At 60.6% G+C, this 17,615-nt stretch carries 18 protein-coding genes; 10 read left to right on the top strand and 8 right to left on the bottom strand.

Translation table 11 applies throughout. The features are described from left to right. Positions 1-95: 95 nt before the first annotated feature. Both ACA060_RS21360 and ACA060_RS21365 read right to left on the bottom strand, forming a co-directional pair. The gene (locus ACA060_RS21360) at positions 96-1,535 is read right to left on the bottom strand and encodes a sensor histidine kinase (RefSeq protein ID WP_497313026.1); all 1,440 of its coding nucleotides are present in this window, start codon (positions 1,533-1,535) and stop codon (positions 96-98) included. Then, entirely contained in the window at positions 1,522-2,244 is a 723-nt protein-coding gene (locus ACA060_RS21365; RefSeq protein ID WP_497313028.1) for a response regulator transcription factor, read from the bottom strand. Before ACA060_RS21365 ends, ACA060_RS21360 begins: the two co-directional genes overlap by 14 nt. Positions 2,245-2,458: 214 nt before the next feature. On the opposite strand from ACA060_RS21365, the gene ACA060_RS21370 reads away from it, so the two are divergent. After that, positions 2,459-5,212 (top strand): response regulator, encoded by a 2,754-nt coding sequence (locus tag ACA060_RS21370; RefSeq protein ID WP_497313030.1) that lies wholly within the window; start codon positions 2,459-2,461, stop codon positions 5,210-5,212. Between the two features lie 254 nt (positions 5,213-5,466). Further along, positions 5,467-6,456, top strand: coding sequence for a 2-hydroxyacid dehydrogenase (locus tag ACA060_RS21375; RefSeq protein ID WP_109633944.1), 990 nt, complete (start codon positions 5,467-5,469; stop codon positions 6,454-6,456). A gap of 5 nt (positions 6,457-6,461) precedes the next feature. Here the strand turns inward: ACA060_RS21375 and ACA060_RS21380 are convergent, their stop codons facing one another. Then, the gene (locus ACA060_RS21380; protein ID WP_109633945.1) at positions 6,462-6,863 is read right to left on the bottom strand and encodes a hypothetical protein; all 402 of its coding nucleotides are present in this window, start codon (positions 6,861-6,863) and stop codon (positions 6,462-6,464) included. A gap of 134 nt (positions 6,864-6,997) precedes the next feature. Between ACA060_RS21380 and ACA060_RS21385 the strand changes: the two genes are divergently transcribed. Both ACA060_RS21385 and ACA060_RS21390 read left to right on the top strand, forming a co-directional pair. Then, a complete protein-coding gene (locus ACA060_RS21385) occupies positions 6,998-7,432 on the top strand; it encodes a hypothetical protein (RefSeq protein ID WP_497313032.1) in 435 nt (144 codons plus the stop codon). Beyond that, positions 7,432-7,836 (top strand): META domain-containing protein, encoded by a 405-nt coding sequence (locus tag ACA060_RS21390; protein WP_109633948.1) that lies wholly within the window; start codon positions 7,432-7,434, stop codon positions 7,834-7,836. Before ACA060_RS21385 ends, ACA060_RS21390 begins: the two co-directional genes overlap by 1 nt. 199 nt (positions 7,837-8,035) lie before the next feature. Here ACA060_RS21390 and ACA060_RS21395 read toward each other — a convergent pair whose 3' ends face one another. After that, a complete protein-coding gene (locus tag ACA060_RS21395; protein WP_497313034.1) occupies positions 8,036-8,503 on the bottom strand; it encodes a TlpA disulfide reductase family protein in 468 nt (155 codons plus the stop codon). Positions 8,504-8,617: 114 nt separating this feature from the next. Between ACA060_RS21395 and arsC the strand changes: the two genes are divergently transcribed. From arsC to ACA060_RS21410, 3 genes are read left to right on the top strand one after another with little or no spacing between them, the layout of a single operon-like run. After that, the gene (gene arsC / locus ACA060_RS21400; RefSeq protein ID WP_497313036.1) at positions 8,618-8,971 is read left to right on the top strand and encodes an arsenate reductase (glutaredoxin); all 354 of its coding nucleotides are present in this window, start codon (positions 8,618-8,620) and stop codon (positions 8,969-8,971) included. Next, entirely contained in the window at positions 8,968-9,564 is a 597-nt protein-coding gene (gene wrbA, locus ACA060_RS21405; RefSeq protein ID WP_109633953.1) for an NAD(P)H:quinone oxidoreductase, read from the top strand. Before arsC ends, wrbA begins: the two co-directional genes overlap by 4 nt. A 1-nt stretch (position 9,565) precedes the next feature. Beyond that, the gene (locus ACA060_RS21410; RefSeq protein ID WP_438661066.1) at positions 9,566-9,991 is read left to right on the top strand and encodes a DUF2069 domain-containing protein; all 426 of its coding nucleotides are present in this window, start codon (positions 9,566-9,568) and stop codon (positions 9,989-9,991) included. A 100-nt stretch (positions 9,992-10,091) separates the two neighbouring features. Here the strand turns inward: ACA060_RS21410 and ACA060_RS21415 are convergent, their stop codons facing one another. Continuing rightward, positions 10,092-10,766 (bottom strand): DNA-3-methyladenine glycosylase I, encoded by a 675-nt coding sequence (locus tag ACA060_RS21415; protein WP_109633955.1) that lies wholly within the window; start codon positions 10,764-10,766, stop codon positions 10,092-10,094. A gap of 132 nt (positions 10,767-10,898) precedes the next feature. After that, positions 10,899-11,723, bottom strand: a complete 825-nt coding sequence (ttcA, locus tag ACA060_RS21420; RefSeq protein ID WP_497313039.1) for a tRNA 2-thiocytidine(32) synthetase TtcA — start codon at positions 11,721-11,723, stop codon at positions 10,899-10,901. 440 nt (positions 11,724-12,163) lie between these two features. Here ttcA and ACA060_RS21425 point away from each other — a divergent pair, with 440 nt between their 5' ends. Beyond that, a complete protein-coding gene (locus tag ACA060_RS21425) occupies positions 12,164-12,766 on the top strand; it encodes a Yip1 family protein (protein WP_010457124.1) in 603 nt (200 codons plus the stop codon). A gap of 147 nt (positions 12,767-12,913) precedes the next feature. Further along, complete coding sequence (locus ACA060_RS21430) at positions 12,914-13,408, top strand: SprT family zinc-dependent metalloprotease (protein ID WP_046046499.1); 495 nt, start codon at positions 12,914-12,916, stop codon at positions 13,406-13,408. A gap of 135 nt (positions 13,409-13,543) precedes the next feature. Here the strand turns inward: ACA060_RS21430 and ACA060_RS21435 are convergent, their stop codons facing one another. Together ACA060_RS21435 and ACA060_RS21440 are read right to left on the bottom strand one after the other, a co-directional pair. Further along, entirely contained in the window at positions 13,544-14,725 is a 1,182-nt protein-coding gene (locus tag ACA060_RS21435; protein ID WP_497313042.1) for a CaiB/BaiF CoA transferase family protein, read from the bottom strand. A 144-nt stretch (positions 14,726-14,869) separates the two neighbouring features. Beyond that, positions 14,870-16,204: a dicarboxylate/amino acid:cation symporter gene (locus ACA060_RS21440; protein ID WP_109633962.1), complete on the bottom strand. Its 1,335-nt coding sequence runs from the start codon at positions 16,202-16,204 to the stop codon at positions 14,870-14,872. A 338-nt stretch (positions 16,205-16,542) separates the two neighbouring features. Here ACA060_RS21440 and ACA060_RS21445 point away from each other — a divergent pair, with 338 nt between their 5' ends. Continuing rightward, positions 16,543-17,541 carry an AraC family transcriptional regulator gene (locus ACA060_RS21445; protein ID WP_109633963.1) on the top strand — a complete coding sequence of 333 codons (999 nt, stop codon included), beginning with the start codon at positions 16,543-16,545 and terminating at the stop codon, positions 17,539-17,541. The last annotated feature ends 74 nt before the right edge of the window (positions 17,542-17,615 follow it).

Raw genomic sequence — 17,615 nt, forward strand, 5'->3', positions numbered from 1 at the left:
TAGGGAATTGTCGCACCGGTGGTGCGACTTTTTCGGGATGGTGACCCGACCGGCCTAATCGCGGGCAAGCCCGCTCCCACAGGGTTCTATGTTGGTTAAACAGTTTGTGGCTTACACGCGGTCATTGTGGGAGCGGCGGTGCGACGATTCGACTTGCCCGCGATGGTGTCATCACTGACGCCATCGCTCTCAGCCACTAACCGAATATTTAGCCGCAGCCCACGCCCAGTGTTCTGCGCCCAAAGACTCCCGCCCTGACGCTTCACCGCATTCCTCGCGATGCTCAGTCCCAACCCGAACCCGCCATCCCCCGGCCGTGAACCGTCGAGTCGAATGAACGGGCAGAAGATCCGCTCCAGATCCGCCTCAGCCACTCCTCCACCCTCATCCTCCAGCCACAAATGCCAGAAGTCGCCGTCACGTTGCCCGCCGAAACGCACGATGCCGCCACTGGGTGAATGACGAATGGCATTGCGCAGAATGTTTTCCAGCGCCTGGGCCAAGGTGTTGAGATTGCCCCGGACCCAGCACGATGAATCCACCGCACACTGCAACTGACTCGCCGGCCAGGCGCTTTCATAGCAGGCGTTTTCCGTGAGCATTTCCCACAGCGCCTGGACCTGAATCGCTTCGTCGGGCAACGGCGCGCGCTCGGTGTCGAGCCAGGCCAGTTGCAGCGTGTCTTCAACCAAACGCTGCATGCCATCGACTTCTCGCCCGATGCGCTCGCGCAATTGCGCCAGCCCTTGCTCGCTTTCGCTGGCGACCCGCAGACGGCTCAGCGGCGTTCGCAGTTCGTGGGACAAGTCGCGCAGCAATTGCTGTTGCAGGGCCACGGTGCTCTGCAGTCGCTCGGCCATGTGATCGAACGCCCGGCCCAGTTCACCGAGTTCATCTGTTCGATTGGTGGTGTGTCTCGACAGACGCACGTTCAACTGATCGGCGCGCCAGGCGTTGGCCTGTTCGCGTAAATGGTTCAGCGGCACGACCAGCAATCGATAAAGACCGACGCACAATAAAAGGGTGAACAGGCCGGGGATCACGCCGTTGGTGATCACGCGCCAAAACACCCGGTATTGGCCGGGCATGAAGCGTTGGGGCAGTTCGATGACCAGACTGCCAGCGGTCGGATCGCCGGGAAACGGCACCCGCAGCCACGGCTGGCGTTTCTTGTGTATGGGCCAATCCAGGCCGCGCAGAAAGGTCAGACGCTCGATCTCCTTGTTCGTCAGCGCCTGGCTGCTCAATGACTGTAAATCGCCGCCAATCACACCGGCCCAGCCCGCTTCGCGCTGGCGCATGGTGTGCAGCCAGCGATCCACACCCGCACGCTGGTCCTGGCGCCACGCCTGTTCGACTTCGGCGGCATAACTCGTCAGCGTGCCTCGAGCTTCATCCGACAGGAACTGGTTTCGCTGCTCCATGTAGCGACCCCAGGACCAACTCAGCCAGATCATCAGCAGACAGAACGCCACCAACAGACACGCCAGTTTCCAGAACAGCGAGTGCCGGCCGGGCAGGTCAGACCATTTCATCGCCGGCACTCAACACGTAACCCTTGCCCCAGACCGTGCGCACTTCGCGCTCGGTGTAGCCGATGCCTTTGAGTTTGCGACGGATCTGGCTGATGTGCATATCGAGGCTGCGATCATGGGCCGCGAAACCGCGTTGCAGCACGTGCTGATAAAGGAAAGCTTTGCTCAGCACTTCATCGCCATTGCGATTCAGTGTGTCGAGCAATCGATACTCGCTGCGGGTCAGTCCGGCGGCGTGCTCACCATAGGAAACGTCACAGAGTTCGTCATCGAAACGCAAGCTGTCGACCGAAGCCGCGACCGCTGCCGGCTCTGGTCGACGGTCGAGCGCCACCCGGCGCAGGATCGCTTCGATGCGCACCCGCAACTCGGCCATGCTGAAGGGTTTGGGCAGGTAATCATCGGCCCCGAGGCGAAAACCGCTGATGCGATCCGCCTCGGCGCCCAGCGCCGACATCAGCACCACCGGGGTCGAATGGCTCTGGCGCAGTTGCGTCAGCACGTTCAACCCGTTCAGGCCAGGCAGCAAAATATCCATCAACACCACGTCAAAGGGCCGCTGACGGGCAATGTCCAGGCCTTCCTGTCCGTTCTGGCACCAGGTCACCTGAAAACCGCAACGACCCAGATGCTCGTGCACGTAGGCGCCGAGGACGAGGTCGTCTTCAATGGACAGGATGCGCGGGTGGCCAACAGAGATGGGAGTCATGAGTATCTGCAAATAATTCTCAGTTGGCGATTATTCAAGATTGCCTGCCGATGGGCAACCCAAGGTTTGCCCATGGCGCAAAAGCGCCGATCCGGCCGACGAATGACGACATCAATTTTACGAAGATTGCCTGCCTGCAAATCGCTACACTGGCCCGATGGCGCGTGCCGGATGTACGTGCAGGTCAATCAATAGCTGGATGCAGGAGAGATGCGTGCTCAAGAAACTGGGAATTAAAGGCCGCGTGCTGTTGCTGACCCTGTTGCCGACCACCCTGATGGCGCTGGTCCTGGGCGGCTATTTCACCTGGACGCAGCAATCGGACCTGCAAACCCAATTGATGCAGCGCGGCGAGATGATCGCCGAACAGCTCGCGCCCTTGGTCGCCCCGGCCATGGGCCACAAAGACAATGAGTTGCTGGAGCGCATCGCCACCCAGTCGCTGGAAACGCCGGACGTACGCGCCGTGACCTTCCTCGCTCCCGACCGCACGCCCGTGGCCCACGCCGGCCCGACCATGCTCAACCCCGCGCCGATGGGCAGTGGCTCGCAGATGCTGCGCCGAAGTGGCAACGATGCGACGCGTTATCTGCTGCCGGTATTCGGCAAGCACCGCAACCTCGCGGGCGATTTGATACCTGATGAAGCCGAGCGTCTGCTGGGCTGGGTCGAGCTCGAACTGTCCCACAGCGGCATGCTGCTGCGCGGTTACCGCAGCCTGTTCGCCAGCCTGCTGCTGATCGGCGCGGGCCTGGCCGGTGCGGCACTGCTCGCCTTGCGCATGGGCCGGACCATCAATCGGCCGATCAGCCAGATCAAACTGGCGGTGGCGCAACTCAAGGACGGTCACCTGGAAACCCGCCTGCCGCCCCTTGGCAGTCAGGAACTGGATGAACTCGCGTCCGGCATCAACCGCATGGCCGGCACCCTGCAAAACGCTCAGGAAGAATTGCAGAACAGCGTCGACCAGGCCACCGAAGACGTGCGCCAGAACCTGGAAACCATCGAGATCCAGAACATCGAGCTGGATCTGGCGCGCAAAGAAGCCCTGGAAGCGAGCCGGATCAAATCCGAATTCCTGGCCAACATGAGCCATGAAATCCGCACGCCGCTCAATGGCATTCTCGGCTTCACGCACCTCTTGCAAAAAAGCGAGCTGACCCCGCGCCAGCTCGACTATCTGGGCACCATAGAGAAGTCTGCCGACAGCCTGCTGGGGATCATCAACGAGATTCTCGACTTCTCGAAAATCGAGGCCGGCAAACTGGTGCTCGACAATATTCCGTTCAACCTGCGCGACCTGCTGCAAGACACCCTGACCATCCTCGCCCCGGCCGCCCATGCCAAACAGCTTGAGCTGGTGAGCCTGGTGTATCGCGACACGCCGTTGTCGCTGGTGGGCGATCCGCTGCGACTCAAGCAGATCCTCACGAACCTGGTGAGCAACGCGATCAAGTTCACCCGCGAAGGCACCATCGTCGCCCGGGCCATGCTCGAAGAAGAGCACGAAGACAGCGTACAACTGCGCATCAGCATTCAGGACACCGGCATCGGCCTGTCGAACCAGGACGTGCGCGCGTTGTTCCAGGCGTTCAGCCAGGCCGACAACTCGCTGTCCCGTCAGCCTGGGGGCACCGGCCTTGGGCTGGTGATTTCCAAGCGCCTGATCGAACAGATGGGCGGCGAGATCGGCGTCGACAGTACACCGGGCGAAGGCTCGGAGTTCTGGATCAGCCTGAGCCTGCCCAAGACCCGTGACGACGCTGAAGACCTGCCCGGTCCTCCGCTGCTCGGACGCCGTGTGGCGGTGCTGGAAAATCATGAACTGGCCCGTCAGGCCTTGCAGCATCAGCTGGAAGATTGCGGCCTGGTCGTGACGCCGTTCAACACTCTGGAAAGCCTGGCCAATGGCGTCACCGGCGCGCATCAGACCGATCAGGCAATCGATCTGGCGGTGCTCGGCATCACCAGCAACGATATGCCGCCGGAGCGCCTCAACCAACACATCTGGGACCTCGAACACCTGGGCTGCAAAGTGTTGGTGCTGTGCCCGACCACCGAACAGACGCTGTTCCACCTCTCGGTGCCCAACCCGCACAGTCAGTTGCAGGCCAAACCGGCCTGCACCCGCAAGTTGCGCCGGGCGTTGTCCGATCTGGTCAACCCGCGCCAGCAGCGCAGCGAACCCGGCGAACCGGTTTCCAGCCGCGCACCAAAAGTGCTGTGCGTCGACGACAATCCGGCCAACCTGCTGCTGGTGCAAACCCTGCTCGAAGACATGGGCGCCAAGGTGCTCGCGGTCGAAAGCGGTTACGCGGCCGTCAAAGCGGTGCAAAGCGAAACGTTTGACCTGGTCTTGATGGACGTGCAGATGCCCGGCATGGACGGGCGTCAAAGCACCGAGGCGATTCGCCAGTGGGAAAGCGAGCGGCATTGCACGCCGCTGCCGATCGTCGCCCTCACCGCCCACGCCATGGCCAACGAAAAACGCGCGCTGCTGCAAAGCGGCATGGACGACTACCTGACCAAACCGATCAGCGAACGGCAACTGGCCCAGGTGGTGTTGAAGTGGACCGGCCTGGCGTTGCGCAATCACGGGCCGGAGCGTTCCAGTGACAGCCATGGCGGCGCCCATGAATTGCAGGTGCTCGACCACGACGAAGGCTTGCGCCTGGCCGCTGGCAAAGCCGATCTTGCCGCGGACATGCTGGCGATGTTGCTGGCCTCCCTGGAAGCCGACCGCGAGGCGATTCGTATGGCCCGGGAAACCAATGACCACAACGCCCTGATCGAACGCGTCCACCGCTTGCACGGCGCGACCCGTTATTGCGGCGTCCCGCAACTGCGTGCCGCCTGCCAGCGCAGCGAAACCCTGCTCAAGCAACAGGACCCGAAAGCCCCCGGCGCACTGGAAGAACTCGACCGGGCGATCAATCGCCTGGCTGCCCACGCCCGGATCAACGCTTGATGCAGCGCAATGGCACCGAACACCCTCGGCGCTAAGCTCACCGGTCCTGTAGCAGCTGGCGAAGCCCTGTGGCGAGGGGATTTATCCCCGTTCGGCTGCGAAGCAGTCGTGAAACCATTCAACCACGGTGTTTCAGGAAAACCGTGCATACCGGGTTTACGACTGCTGCGCAGCCGAACGGGGATAAATCCCCTCGCCACTGGGCTTCTCCAGCGGCTACATAAAAGCGTGAATCAGTTATCCAGGAGGACCGCATGCGCACGATTCTTTTCAGCAGCCAGACCTACGACCGCGACAGTTTCCTCGGCGCCGAGCTGCCCGCCGGTATCGAGTTGCACTTTCAATCGGCGCGGCTGAGCCTCGATACCGTGGCGTTGGCGGAGTATCACGAGGTGGTCTGCGCCTTCATCAATGATGACTTGAGCGCCCCGGTGCTGGAACGTCTGGCTGCGGGCGGCACACGCTTGATCGCCCTGCGTTCGGCCGGCTACAACCATGTCGACCTGGCGGTGGCGAAGCTGCTGGGACTTTCGATTGTGCGGGTTCCGGCCTACTCGCCGCACGCGGTGGCCGAGCACGCGGTGGCCTTGATCCTGGCGCTCAACCGGCGCCTGCACCGCGCCTACAACCGCACCCGCGAAGGGGATTTCAGCCTGCACGGTCTGACCGGTTTCGACCTGGTGGGCAAGACTGTCGGCGTGGTCGGCACCGGACAGATCGGCGCGACTTTCGCGAAAATCATGAACGGGTTCGGCTGCCGGTTGCTGGCCTTCGACCCCTACCCTAACCCGCAAGTCGAAGCCCTCGGCGCTCGTTACCTGAGCTTGCCCGAGCTGCTCGCCGAATCACAGATCATCAGCCTGCACTGCCCGCTCAACGAGCAGAGCAAACACTTGATCAACCGCGAGTCACTGGCGCACATGCAGCCTGGCGCAATGTTGATCAACACCGGCCGTGGAGGTCTGGTGGACACGCCGGCGCTGATCGACGCGTTGAAGGACGGTCAATTGGGTTATCTGGGGCTGGATGTCTATGAAGAAGAGGCGCAGCTGTTTTTCGAAGACCGCTCCGACCTGCCGTTGCAGGACGATGTGCTGGCGCGGCTGCTGACCTTTCCCAACGTGATCATCACCGCGCACCAGGCCTTCCTGACCCGCGAAGCCCTGGACGCGATTGCCACGACGACCCTGCAGAACATCGCGGCCTGGGCTGCCGGCACGCCGCAGAATCGGGTCGAGGGCTGAGCCGGTCAGGCCTTGGACAAGAGGATCATCAAGCCCAGCCAGCCGAACCCCAGCAAGCGTTGCCCCACGGAATGCCCGCGACGCAGCAGGAACCAGACAAAAAACGGCGGCAGAAAGAAAATCATCAATTTCAGCCACAGCTCCACCGGACGCACGCCGTTGGGGACGGGCATCGGCGCCGCCATTTCAGCTGGGGCTTCAGTTTTGCGTTTACGTCCGAACGCGGCCGGGGTCACCCTGGCGACTTTCTCGTCGGCCGGCAAACGCCCGAAAGAAAGGGGTGCCTGCACAGGCGCTGCCGTCGAAGTGGCCGCTTGCACCGTTCCCGCCGGTGCACCGCAATGAATGCAAGCAGGCGCCGTGGAGCTGATGCTTTGCTTGCACTCATAACATTCGATTAACGCCATGTCCGTTCCTTAGAAATGCAAAAGCGGCAGTGTGCCATGAGTCGGCAGGCAATTTGAACCAGATCGAAGGTCATCCGCCCGCGCCATGCTGCGTGCAGGCCCGTGATAGCATACCGCGCATATTTGGAGGACCCATGGTCGAACACGATTTCCGCTACAGCCTGATGAACCCGCAACACACCCTCACCGAATGCCGCGCCCTTGTGCCGGGGCGTTATCAAGTCACCGGCAACGGCGGCTCGATTCGTAATAACGACGTGCTGGTCGTGACCCTCAAGGGCGCCAAGGACTTGTCCATGCGCCTGACCGTGGAAACGGTTCGTCACTTGATCAACCCGCCCGGCCAATGGGTCGCGGTGGCCAGTGGTCCGGTGTTCGGCGAATTGGCGATCCACACCTGGAAAGTCAACTGCGACAGCTGCGCCAAAGAGTTGAGCTTCGAGTTCGCAGTCGACGCCAAACTGGGCAACAAGGCTGAAAAACCGGCCGCCACCGCGCGGATTGCCGAGTTGGGCTGGTCCACCGTTGGCGACAAGCACCTGTGCCCGACATGCCAGGAGCCCGCGTGATGAAACGCCTCGCCCTGACCGCCCTGGTCGGTGCCAGCCTGCTGGGCTGCGCCGCCGAGCCGGTAAAATTGCAACAAAACCGCAGCTACATCCTGGAATGGATCGGCGAACGTCCGTTGATGGATTACAGCCACCTGACCATCACCCTCGGTGAAGACGGCCGGGCTTACGGCAATGGCGGCTGCAACCACTGGTTTGCGCCGTACACGCTGGAAGGCGACAAGCTGAGCTTCGGCAGAATCGGCAGCACCCGCAAAATGTGCGCGCCGGCGGTGATGGAGCAGGAAAAACGCTTCATGCAGGCTTTGGAAAACGTGCAGCGCTGGGATGTATCGCCAATCGAGCAGATGCGCTTCTGGCCGGCGCAAGGCAAGCCGTTGCGTTGGTGGCTTGAAGAGGGTTGATCACCCTGGCCTGTGGCCAAGTAAATACCTGTGGCGAGGGAGCTTTTGTGGTGAGGGGATTTATCCCCGTTGGACTGCGCAGCAGTCCCTTTTTTGGGGTCGCTGCGCAACCCAACGGGGATAAATCCCCTCGCCACAAAAGCCCCGAACCACAAAGCCCCTCACCATGGAAGCGCCCTAGCCACAAAGCCCTGCGCAGTCAGTTAAGCGCCTGCAACGCCTCAAGCTTGGCCATCACCCCTGCCGCTGTCTGCTCGCCCATCAATTGCTCACGCACCTTGCCCTTGTTATCGATGATGTACGTCACCGGCAACGCTTCGCTACGCGGCAACTCGAAAAGATCCGCCGGGTCCGACGCCAGCACGGTGAACTTGATCCCCAGTTTTTCACTGGCGCTTTTCAGCTCTTCCCCCTGCACATTGTCAAAATTGACCCCGAACACACCAATCTTCTTGTCCTTCAACTGATCCGCCAAGCCATTCAACTCCGGGATCTCGGTCCGGCACGGGCCACACCATTCGGCCCAGTAATTGAGCACCACCCATTGTTTGTCCAGACGTTCGGCGGCGACTTTCTGGCCGTTCTGGTCGATGCCATAGTCGTTGCCACAGCCCCCCAGCATCAACGTCCCGATGATCGCCAATGCTGCTGCCAGTCGTCTTGTCATGTCGTAATCCTTGTTCAAAATTGAATGCGCCTGCGACCCATCGCCTCCCGAGGTTCTGGATTACGCGCTGCACAGTTAGAATAGCCGCCACCTTACGCAAGATGCGACCCGCACATGACCGATCTGACGCTTTATCACAATCCGCGCTGCTCGAAATCCCGCGGTGCGCTCGAACTGCTGCAAGCCCGTGGCTTGACGCCGACCGTGGTCCGCTACCTGGAAACCCCGCTGGACGCCGCGCAAATCCAGAGCCTGCTGGGCAAGCTTGGCATCAGCGCCCGGCAACTGCTGCGCACCGGCGAGGACGAGTACAAAACCCTCAACCTGGCCGACAGCAACCTCGGCGAGGCGCAATTGATCGCCGCCATCGCCGCTCATCCGAAGCTCATGGAGCGACCGATTCTCGAAGTCGGCGACAAAGCCATCATCGGCCGTCCGCCGGAGAAAGTATTGGAGTTGCTGCCGTGAGCGCACCGTACATTCTGGTTCTGTATTACAGCCGCAGCGGCTCGACCAATGAGATGGCCCGGCAGATTGCCCGCGGCGTCGAGCAGGCCGGGATGGAAGCGCGCCTGCGCACGGTCCCGCCGATCTCCACTGAATGCGAAGCCGTGTCGCCGGACATCCCCGACGAAGGCGCGCTGTACGCCAGCCTCGATGACTTAAAGAACTGCGCGGGCCTGGCCATGGGCAGCCCGACCCGGTTCGGCAACATGGCGGCGCCGCTCAAGTACTTCCTCGACGGCACCAGCAATCTTTGGCTGACCGGCGCCCTCGTGGGCAAACCGGCCGGGGTGTTCACCTCCACCGCGAGCCTGCACGGCGGTCAGGAAACCACGTTGCTGTCGATGATGTTGCCGTTGTTGCACCACGGCATGCTGATCACCGGCCTGCCTTACAGCGAATCGGCGCTGCTGGAAACCCGTGGCGGCGGCACGCCGTATGGCGCCAGTCATCACGCCGGGGCGGATGGCAAAAGCGGTTTGAATGAACATGAAGTCGCGCTGTGCCGGGCCTTGGGCCTGCGTCTGGCGAAGACTGCGCAAAAACTGGGGAACTGACGTGGCGAAGAAGCCGAAGATTCTGCCCTCCATCGAATGGCTCGAACCGCGGGTCCGGGCGATGCGGGTGATCAGCCTGCTGTGCTTTTTCGGCCTGGTGGGGCTGCTGTGCGCGTATTACCTGGTGTTTGCCGACCTGCACGGCGCCCGGCCGTGGGTGATTTTGCTGATCGAATTGGTGCCGCTGCTGTTGCTGGCGCCGGGGATGATCATCGGCAGCGCGCGCGGGCATTCGTGGATGTGTTTTGTGGTGAACCTGTATTTCATCAAGGGCGCATTGGCCGCGTATGACCCGAACCGGCAGCTGTTTGGCTTGCTGGAGATGGGCGCGAGCCTGGCGGTGTTTTGTTCGGCGCTGTTGTATGTGCGGTGGCGGTTTCAGTTGAATCGCAAACTGGCGGGTGAAGGCGAGATTTCCGCCGCCTGACAGATTGCAATCGCTAGCAGGCTAGCTCCCACAGGGGGACTTGTTTGCGCCACAGATCCAATGTGGGAGCCAGCCTGCTGGCGATTGCCGCGACTCGGTCTCAATGGTTGACGGTGTAGGCCAACATCATCGAAATCTGGCTCATCGCCCGCCCGCCACTCTGTTCATGCCACTGGTTGAACACATCCTGCACCAACGCCAGGTCCCGCTGGCTGGTCGGCACCTTGTCGACGATCTTCTGCGCATTCAACCCCGCGACCACGTCGTAGCTCGGCACGAACGTGTCCTTGCCGACCATGCGCAGGAAGCGCGGCGCCGACAACCCGCCCAATTGATGGCCGCGTTTTTTCAGGTAGGTCCACAGCCCGACGATATCGGTTACCGGCCAATCAGCGATCAGTTCGCCAAAGCTGCCCTTCTCATGCGCCACGTCCAGCACGAACTGCGCATTGCGCGGCACGCTCTTGAGTTTGCCCAGGTGACGGATGATCCGCGCGTCCTGCATCAGGCGCTCAAGGTGTTCGGCGCTCATCAACACGACCTTTTCCGGATCGAACTTGAAGAACACTTCTTCGAACGACGGCCACTTGGCGTCCACCAGGCTGTGCTTGAGCCCGGCGCGGAACACGCGCAGCGCCATGGTCGAGAGGTAGCGGTCGTCGCTAATCTTGCGCAATTGCGCCGGGGTCTTGGGAACGGGCAGATGGGCTTCCAGTTCAGCTGCCGAGCCAAAGCGGTTCAGACAGTATTCGTGCAGCCACTTGTAATCGCGCATGCCCTCTCCTGATGAATAAGTGAAATAGATCCCTGTGGGAGCCAGCCTGCTGGCGATGGCTGAAGGTCAGTCAACAATGATTTGTCTGACCCACCGCCATCGCCAGCAGGCTGGCTCCCACAGTGATTATGTTTAGAGGTTGACCACGTTGACGAAGCGCGAAGCCGCCGTTTCGTCGATCTTGAGGCTGGTGAAGTCGAACAGGTTGCGGTCCGCCAGTTGCGACGGAATCACGTTCTGCAGGCTGCGGAAAATGCTTTCGGTACGGCCCGGGGTCTTGCGTTCCCACTCTTGCAGCATGTCCTTGACCACCTGACGCTGCAGGTTTTCCTGGGAGCCGCAGAGGTTGCACGGAATGATCGGGAATTGCTTGAAGTCCGAGTAAGCCTGGATGTCTTTCTCGTTGCAGTAGGCCAGCGGGCGGATCACCACGTTGCGGCCATCGTCGGCGCGCAGTTTTGGCGGCATGGCCTTGAGCGAACCGTTGAAGAACATGTTGAGGAAGAACGTCTCGACGATGTCGTCGCGGTGATGACCGAGGGCCATTTTGGTCGCGCCGATTTCGTCGGCAAAGGTGTAGAGCGTGCCGCGACGCAGGCGCGAGCACAGCGAGCAGGTGGTCTTGCCTTCCGGAATCAACTCCTTGACCACCGAGTAAGTGTCTTTCTCGACGATGTGGTACTCGATGCCCAGCTCTTTGAGGTAGGCCGGCAGCACGTGCTCAGGGAAGCCTGGCTGCTTCTGGTCCATGTTCACGGCCACGATCTCGAACTTGATCGGAGCGACCTTCTGCAGGTGCAAGAGCACGTCGAGCATGGTGTAACTGTCCTTGCCACCGGACAGGCAGACCATGACCTTGTCGCCGTCTTCAATCATGTTGAAATCGGCAACAGCCTCACCCGCCTGGCGGCGAAGGCGCTTTTGCAGTTTGTTCTGGTTGACCGTGAGAGTGCCCATGACGCGAAATCCGTGAGGTGTGACGAAAGGCCGGCATTTTACGCAAAAACCCATCGTCGGCGAAGTACCTGGCGACGGCACTTTATCTGAGCTGAGCATACCCCTGTGGCGAGGGAGCTTGCTCCCGCTGGGTCGCGCAGCGGCCCCAAAACCATCCTGTCCCATTGTGTCAGGCAACCCCCATCGACCGTTTTTTGCGACTGCTGCGCAGCCGAACGGGAGCAAGCTCCCTCGCCACAATGGTTACGCAAGATCCTGCGGCGATAAACAGCAGTGTTTACAGCGCAATTTGCTCTAACGCCCTGCAACCTGCGTCGTTAAGACCTTTCTATACTGCGACATAAGGTCGCATACATATTCAGACCTATTACTTACTTGGCCACTTTGGCCTGTAGGCGCTCCACTGGGGGGCGACGGTAAAAACAAGAGGAGTGACTGGCATGATCCATCACGTAGTGGGGCTCTTCACCCACCCCGACCAGGAATGGAAAGAAATCCGTGGCGACCAAGAGGAAAGCATCAGCCACATGTACCTGACCCACACGCTGATTCTGGCGGCGATCCCCGCCGTGTCGGCGTTTATCGGCACCACTCAGGTCGGCTGGGTGATCGGCAACCGAGCGCCGGTCATGCTGACCCAGGAAAGCGCGCTATGGATGACGATCATGTCGTACCTGGCGATGCTCGGCGGCGTCGCGGTCATGGGCGCATTCATCCACTGGATGGCCCGTACCTATGACGCCAATCCAAGTCTGGCCCGCTGCGTTGCATTTGCGACCTACACCGCGACCCCGCTGTTCATCGGCGGTCTGGCGGCGCTGTACCCACACATGTGGCTGGGGATGATCGTCGGGACGGCGGCCATCTGCTACACGGTGTACTTGCTGTATGTAGGGCTACCCACTTTCATGAACATTCCATCAGACGAGGGCTTCCTGTTTTCCAGTTCGGTACTTGCCGTAGGCCTGGTGGTGCTGGTCGCCATCATGGCGTTTACAGTGATTGTCTGGGGACTCGGCGTGGGGCCGGTCTATACCAATTAGCAACACATCACCCAAAAACAAGATCTGCCAACACAGGCCGCCGCAAGGCGGCCTTCTAATGTAAGGAGTAACGACCATTCGGCGCCTCGGCGATTCGCAAGGCCCCGGCGTTGCGGCATACTCGACGTCTCTGGAGATCCATCAAGCATGCCCGAGCAACTCAATACCCGCGTCGAAGACTGTTACCAACTAGCCGAATCCTTTTTCAAACGACCTTTCAAACGCCCCGTGGTGAGCCTCAAGCTGCGCGGTCAAAAAGCCGGTGTCGCGCATTTGCACGAGAACCTGCTGCGCTTCAATCCGCAGCTGTACCGGGAAAACACTGAAGACTTCCTCAAGCAGACAGTGGCCCATGAAGTGGCGCACCTGATCGCCCATCAACTGTTTGGCGACCGCATTCAGCCGCACGGTGAAGAGTGGCAATTGATCATGCGCGGCGTGTACGAACTGCCGCCCAACCGCTGCCACACCTACGACGTCAAACGCCGCAGCGTGACCCGCTACATCTACAAATGCCCGTGCGTCGACAGCGATTTCCCGTTTTCGGCGCAGCGCCATGGCCTGGTGCGGCAAGGGCGGCGGTATTTGTGCCGGCGGTGCCGGAGCACGTTGGTGTTTAGTGGGGAGATGCGGGTTGAATAGCCAGATCTGTGGTGGCTGGTCTGGCCTCATCGCGGGCAAGCCCGCTCCCACAGGTATTGATTTCGAGCACAAGATTTGTGAACGACACAGATCCTGTGGGAGCGAGGCTTGCCCGCGAAGAGGCCGATACAGACGCTAAAGAATCACCTTGGCACGGCGCAAATCGGCAATCCGCTCAGCACTAAACCCCAGCTCCCCCAGCACCTGATCCGTATGCTGCCCCAGCGTCGCGCCAATGTGCTTCGGCTCCGGCAACCCCTCGGAAAACTTCAACGGACAAGCCATCTGCCGCTGCGTAGAACCATCCCCCCGCGGCACCTCGGTCACCAACTCCCGAGCCCTCAACTGCGGATGCCGCACCGCCTCACCCAGACTCAGCACCGGTTCGACACAGGCATCGAGTTCGGCAAACAGCGCGCACAAGTCCGAATAGTCGTGCTTTTCAAATTCCGTTTTCAGCGCCTCTTTGAGCTTCTTCTGCTGGGCTGGTTGAGGTGACAAGCCCAGAGCCGCCAACTCCTCCAGCCCCAGCGCCGTACACAGTCGCTTCATGAACACCGGTTCCAGGCTGCCTACCGACAGCCAGCGCCCGTCCCGCGAACGGTAATAGTCGTAGAAACTGCCACCATTGAGCATCTGGTCCTCCCTGCCCGGCTCCACGCCACAGGCCAGGTACCCGGCGCCGGCCATCGCGTTGAGGCTGAAGGCGCAGTCGGTCATGCTCACATCCAGATGCTGCCCCACCCCGCTGTGCTGCCGCGCGATCACCGCCGCCAGCAACCCGATCACGCCGTGCAGCGAGCCACCGGCGATATCCGCCACCTGCATGCCCAACGGCAGCGGCCCGCTTTCGGTGCGGCCGGTGTAGCTGGCCAGCCCCGCCAACGCCAGGTAGTTGATGTCGTGGCCGGCGCGGTCCTTGTAGGGGCCGGTCTGGCCGTAGCCGGTAATCGACACGTAGATCAGCCGTGGATTGATCACCTTCAAGGCTTCATAGCCCAGGCCCAGGCGCTCCATCACTCCGGGGCGGAACTGCTCCAGCACGATGTCGTGGTCCGCCAGCAACTGCTTGATCACCTCCAGTGCGTCAGGCTGCTTGAGGTCCAGCGCCAGGCTGCGCTTGTTGCGATTGAGGTAGGCGTGACTCGCCGAGACCCCGTGATCGTGCGGCGGCAACACCCGCAGCAGATCCATGCGCGTCGGCGATTCGATGCGCAAGACTTCCGCGCCCATGTCCGCCAGCAGCAACGAGGCAAACGGCCCCGGCAGCAGTGTCGAGAAATCCAGAACCTTGAGTGATGCCAGTGGACCGGGCATGAGTAATCTCCGTGAACGATGCCTCCAGCCTAGGCAGGCAATGGCATTGCAGCAATCACCTGAAGTGTCAGCAGCTGTGACCGTTACGCTCAATTCCCGGGCATGAAAAAACCCGCCGAAGCGGGTTTTTCATGACAGCCAGTCTTACTTGACGTTGCTTGGGGTTGGGCCTTCGGCCACGCCCAGGTCGTCTTCTTCACGAGTGTCGGAGATACCGCGACCACCGGAAGCCAACTCGACTTGCAGCTTGTCTTCGTCCAGCTCTTTCACCCACTTGGCCACGACCAGGGTCGCAACAGCGTTACCAACAAGGTTGGTCAGCGCGCGGGCTTCAGACATGAAGCGGTCGATACCGAGGATCAGCGCCAGGCCGGCAACCGGCAGGTGACCCACGGCAGACAGGGTAGCGGCCAGCACGATGAAACCACTGCCGGTTACGCCCGCAGCACCTTTGGAGGACAACAACAGCACCAGCAACAGAGTGATCTGGTGGGTGATGTCCATTTGGGTGTCGGTCGCCTGAGCGATGAACACTGCGGCCATGGTCAGGTAGATCGAAGTACCGTCGAGGTTGAACGAATAACCCGTCGGGATCACCAGACCGACAACGGATTTCTGCGCGCCCAGGCGTTCCATCTTGATCAGCATGCGCGGCAGCGCGGATTCCGAAGAGGAAGTGCCCAGTACGATCAGCAGTTCTTCACGGATGTAGCGAATCAATTTGATTACGCTGAAGCCGTGCGCGCGGCAGATGCCGCCCAGTACCACGAGCACGAACAGGATGCAGGTGATGTAGAAGCAGATCATCAACTGACCCAGTTGCACCAGCGAGCCTACACCGTAAGCACCAATGGTGAAGGCCATGGCACCAAAGGCACCAACCGGGGCGAGCTTCATGATCATGTTGATGATGTTGAACATCACGTGGGCAAAGCGATCGATGAAGTCCAGAACCGGCTTGCCGTAGGCACCCAGTCGATGCAGGGCGAAACCGAAGATCACCGAGAACATCAGCACTTGCAGGATATCGCCGTTGGCGAACGCACCGACGATGGTGTTCGGGATCACATTGAGGATAAAGGCAACGATGCTCTGGTCTTTACCGGCCGAAATGAAACCAGCGATTTTGCTGGTATCCAGCGTCGTCACGTCGATGTGCATGCCGGCGCCCGGTTGCACAACGTTGACCACGACCAGACCGATCAGCAAGGCAATGGTGGAAACGATTTCGAAGTACAGCAGCGCATAACCGCCGGTCTTGCCGACCGACTTCATGTTCTGCATGCCGGCGATACCGCTGACGACCGTACAGAAAATGATCGGCGCGATGACCATTTTGATCAGTTTGATGAACCCGTCACCCAGTGGCTTGAGGGCCACACCGGTCTGCGGGTAGAAGTGACCAAGCAGGATGCCGATGGCAATTGCAACGATCACCTGGAAATACAGGGATTTGTACAGTGGCTGACGAGTCGTCATTGCAAAGTTCCTCAAGAGTGCCCCGTGACAACATCCATCTGTTGCCCAAGACACTTCAATTGCGAACCCTCCTGCACTGGAGGGATTTGTTTTGTCGAGCTGCACAACGGCAGGCATCTGCTTGCTGTATCGCAAGGCCCGTGCCACGTTTCAAAAAATGCCTGCAAGCCTTATGACATCAAGGGTTACAGGTTCAACCTGTCACTGACCGGCAATAGCAATGTGGCGGATTTCCGCCCATCGATCCGACCTCGTCCTACAATTTGGCGGATATCCGCCTGTTCATCATCAGGAGCGACAGCTACCATCCGTCGATCAATGGGTCGGACCTGCCTGCTATGCGTGAACGCACCATCGCCAGTCATTTCGCCCGTGCCGTCCTTGGTGGCGCGCGCCGGTTGGGTTATGACTATTCAGAGCTGTTGCAGCAATTGGGGATCAGCCCCGAATTGCTCGAAGAGCCGCGCGCGCGGATTGCGCCGGAGCAGTTCACGCGATTGATCCAGGGTTTGTGGCTGGCCCTCGACGACGAGTACCTGGGCTTCGGACCGACGCCGAGTAAAACCGGCACCTTCGCGATGATGTGCCACGCCGTGATCCACTGCCGCAACCTCGATAAGGCCCTGCATCGCGGCCTGTTGTTCTATAGCCTGTTCCCCGACGGTCCGAGCCTGACTCTGACCCGCGAGGACGAAATGATCCGTCTGAGTCTCGATGATTCGAAATTCCACGACCCGGACCATTTCCTCACCGAAAGCCAGTTGATGGTGTGGCATCGCCTCGGCAGCTGGCTGATCGGCCAGCGCATTCGGCTGGAGCAGGCGACGTTCAGCTACCCAAGGCCCGAACACGGTGCCGAATACGACCTGCTGTTCCCCTGCCCCATGGTGTTTTCCTCGGCGCAGAGCAGCCTGCTGTTTCACAGCCGCTACCTGAACATGCCGTTGTTGCAGGACGAACGCACCCTCAAGCATTTCCTCCAACACTCCCCCGCCGACCTGCTCTCGCGCCCGGATGATGGCGACAGTTTGAGCAGCCAGTTACGCCGCTTGCTCAGTCGCGACAGTTCACGCTGGCCGGATCTTGAGGCCGTCGCCGCTCACCTGCACATCAGCCCGCAGACCTTGCGCCGACACTTGCGTGAAGAAGGGTCGAGTTTCCAGGAGTTGAAGGATCAGTTGCGCCGGGACATTGCGATTTATCACCTGGGGCGGGCGGATCTGTCGTTGCAACAGATTGCCGAGCAGCTGGGGTTTTCCGAGCCTTCGGCGTTTCACCGGGCGTTCAAGAAGTGGACGGGGCTGACGCCGGGGGCCTATCGCGCGCAAGAGAATTGAATTTTCGGTTGAACTGACCGGCCCCTTCGCGAGCAAGCCCCCACCTTTGATCTCGGGTATCCACAAATTCTGTG

The sequence above is a fragment of the Pseudomonas sp. LBUM1671 genome (genome assembly GCF_059695685.1).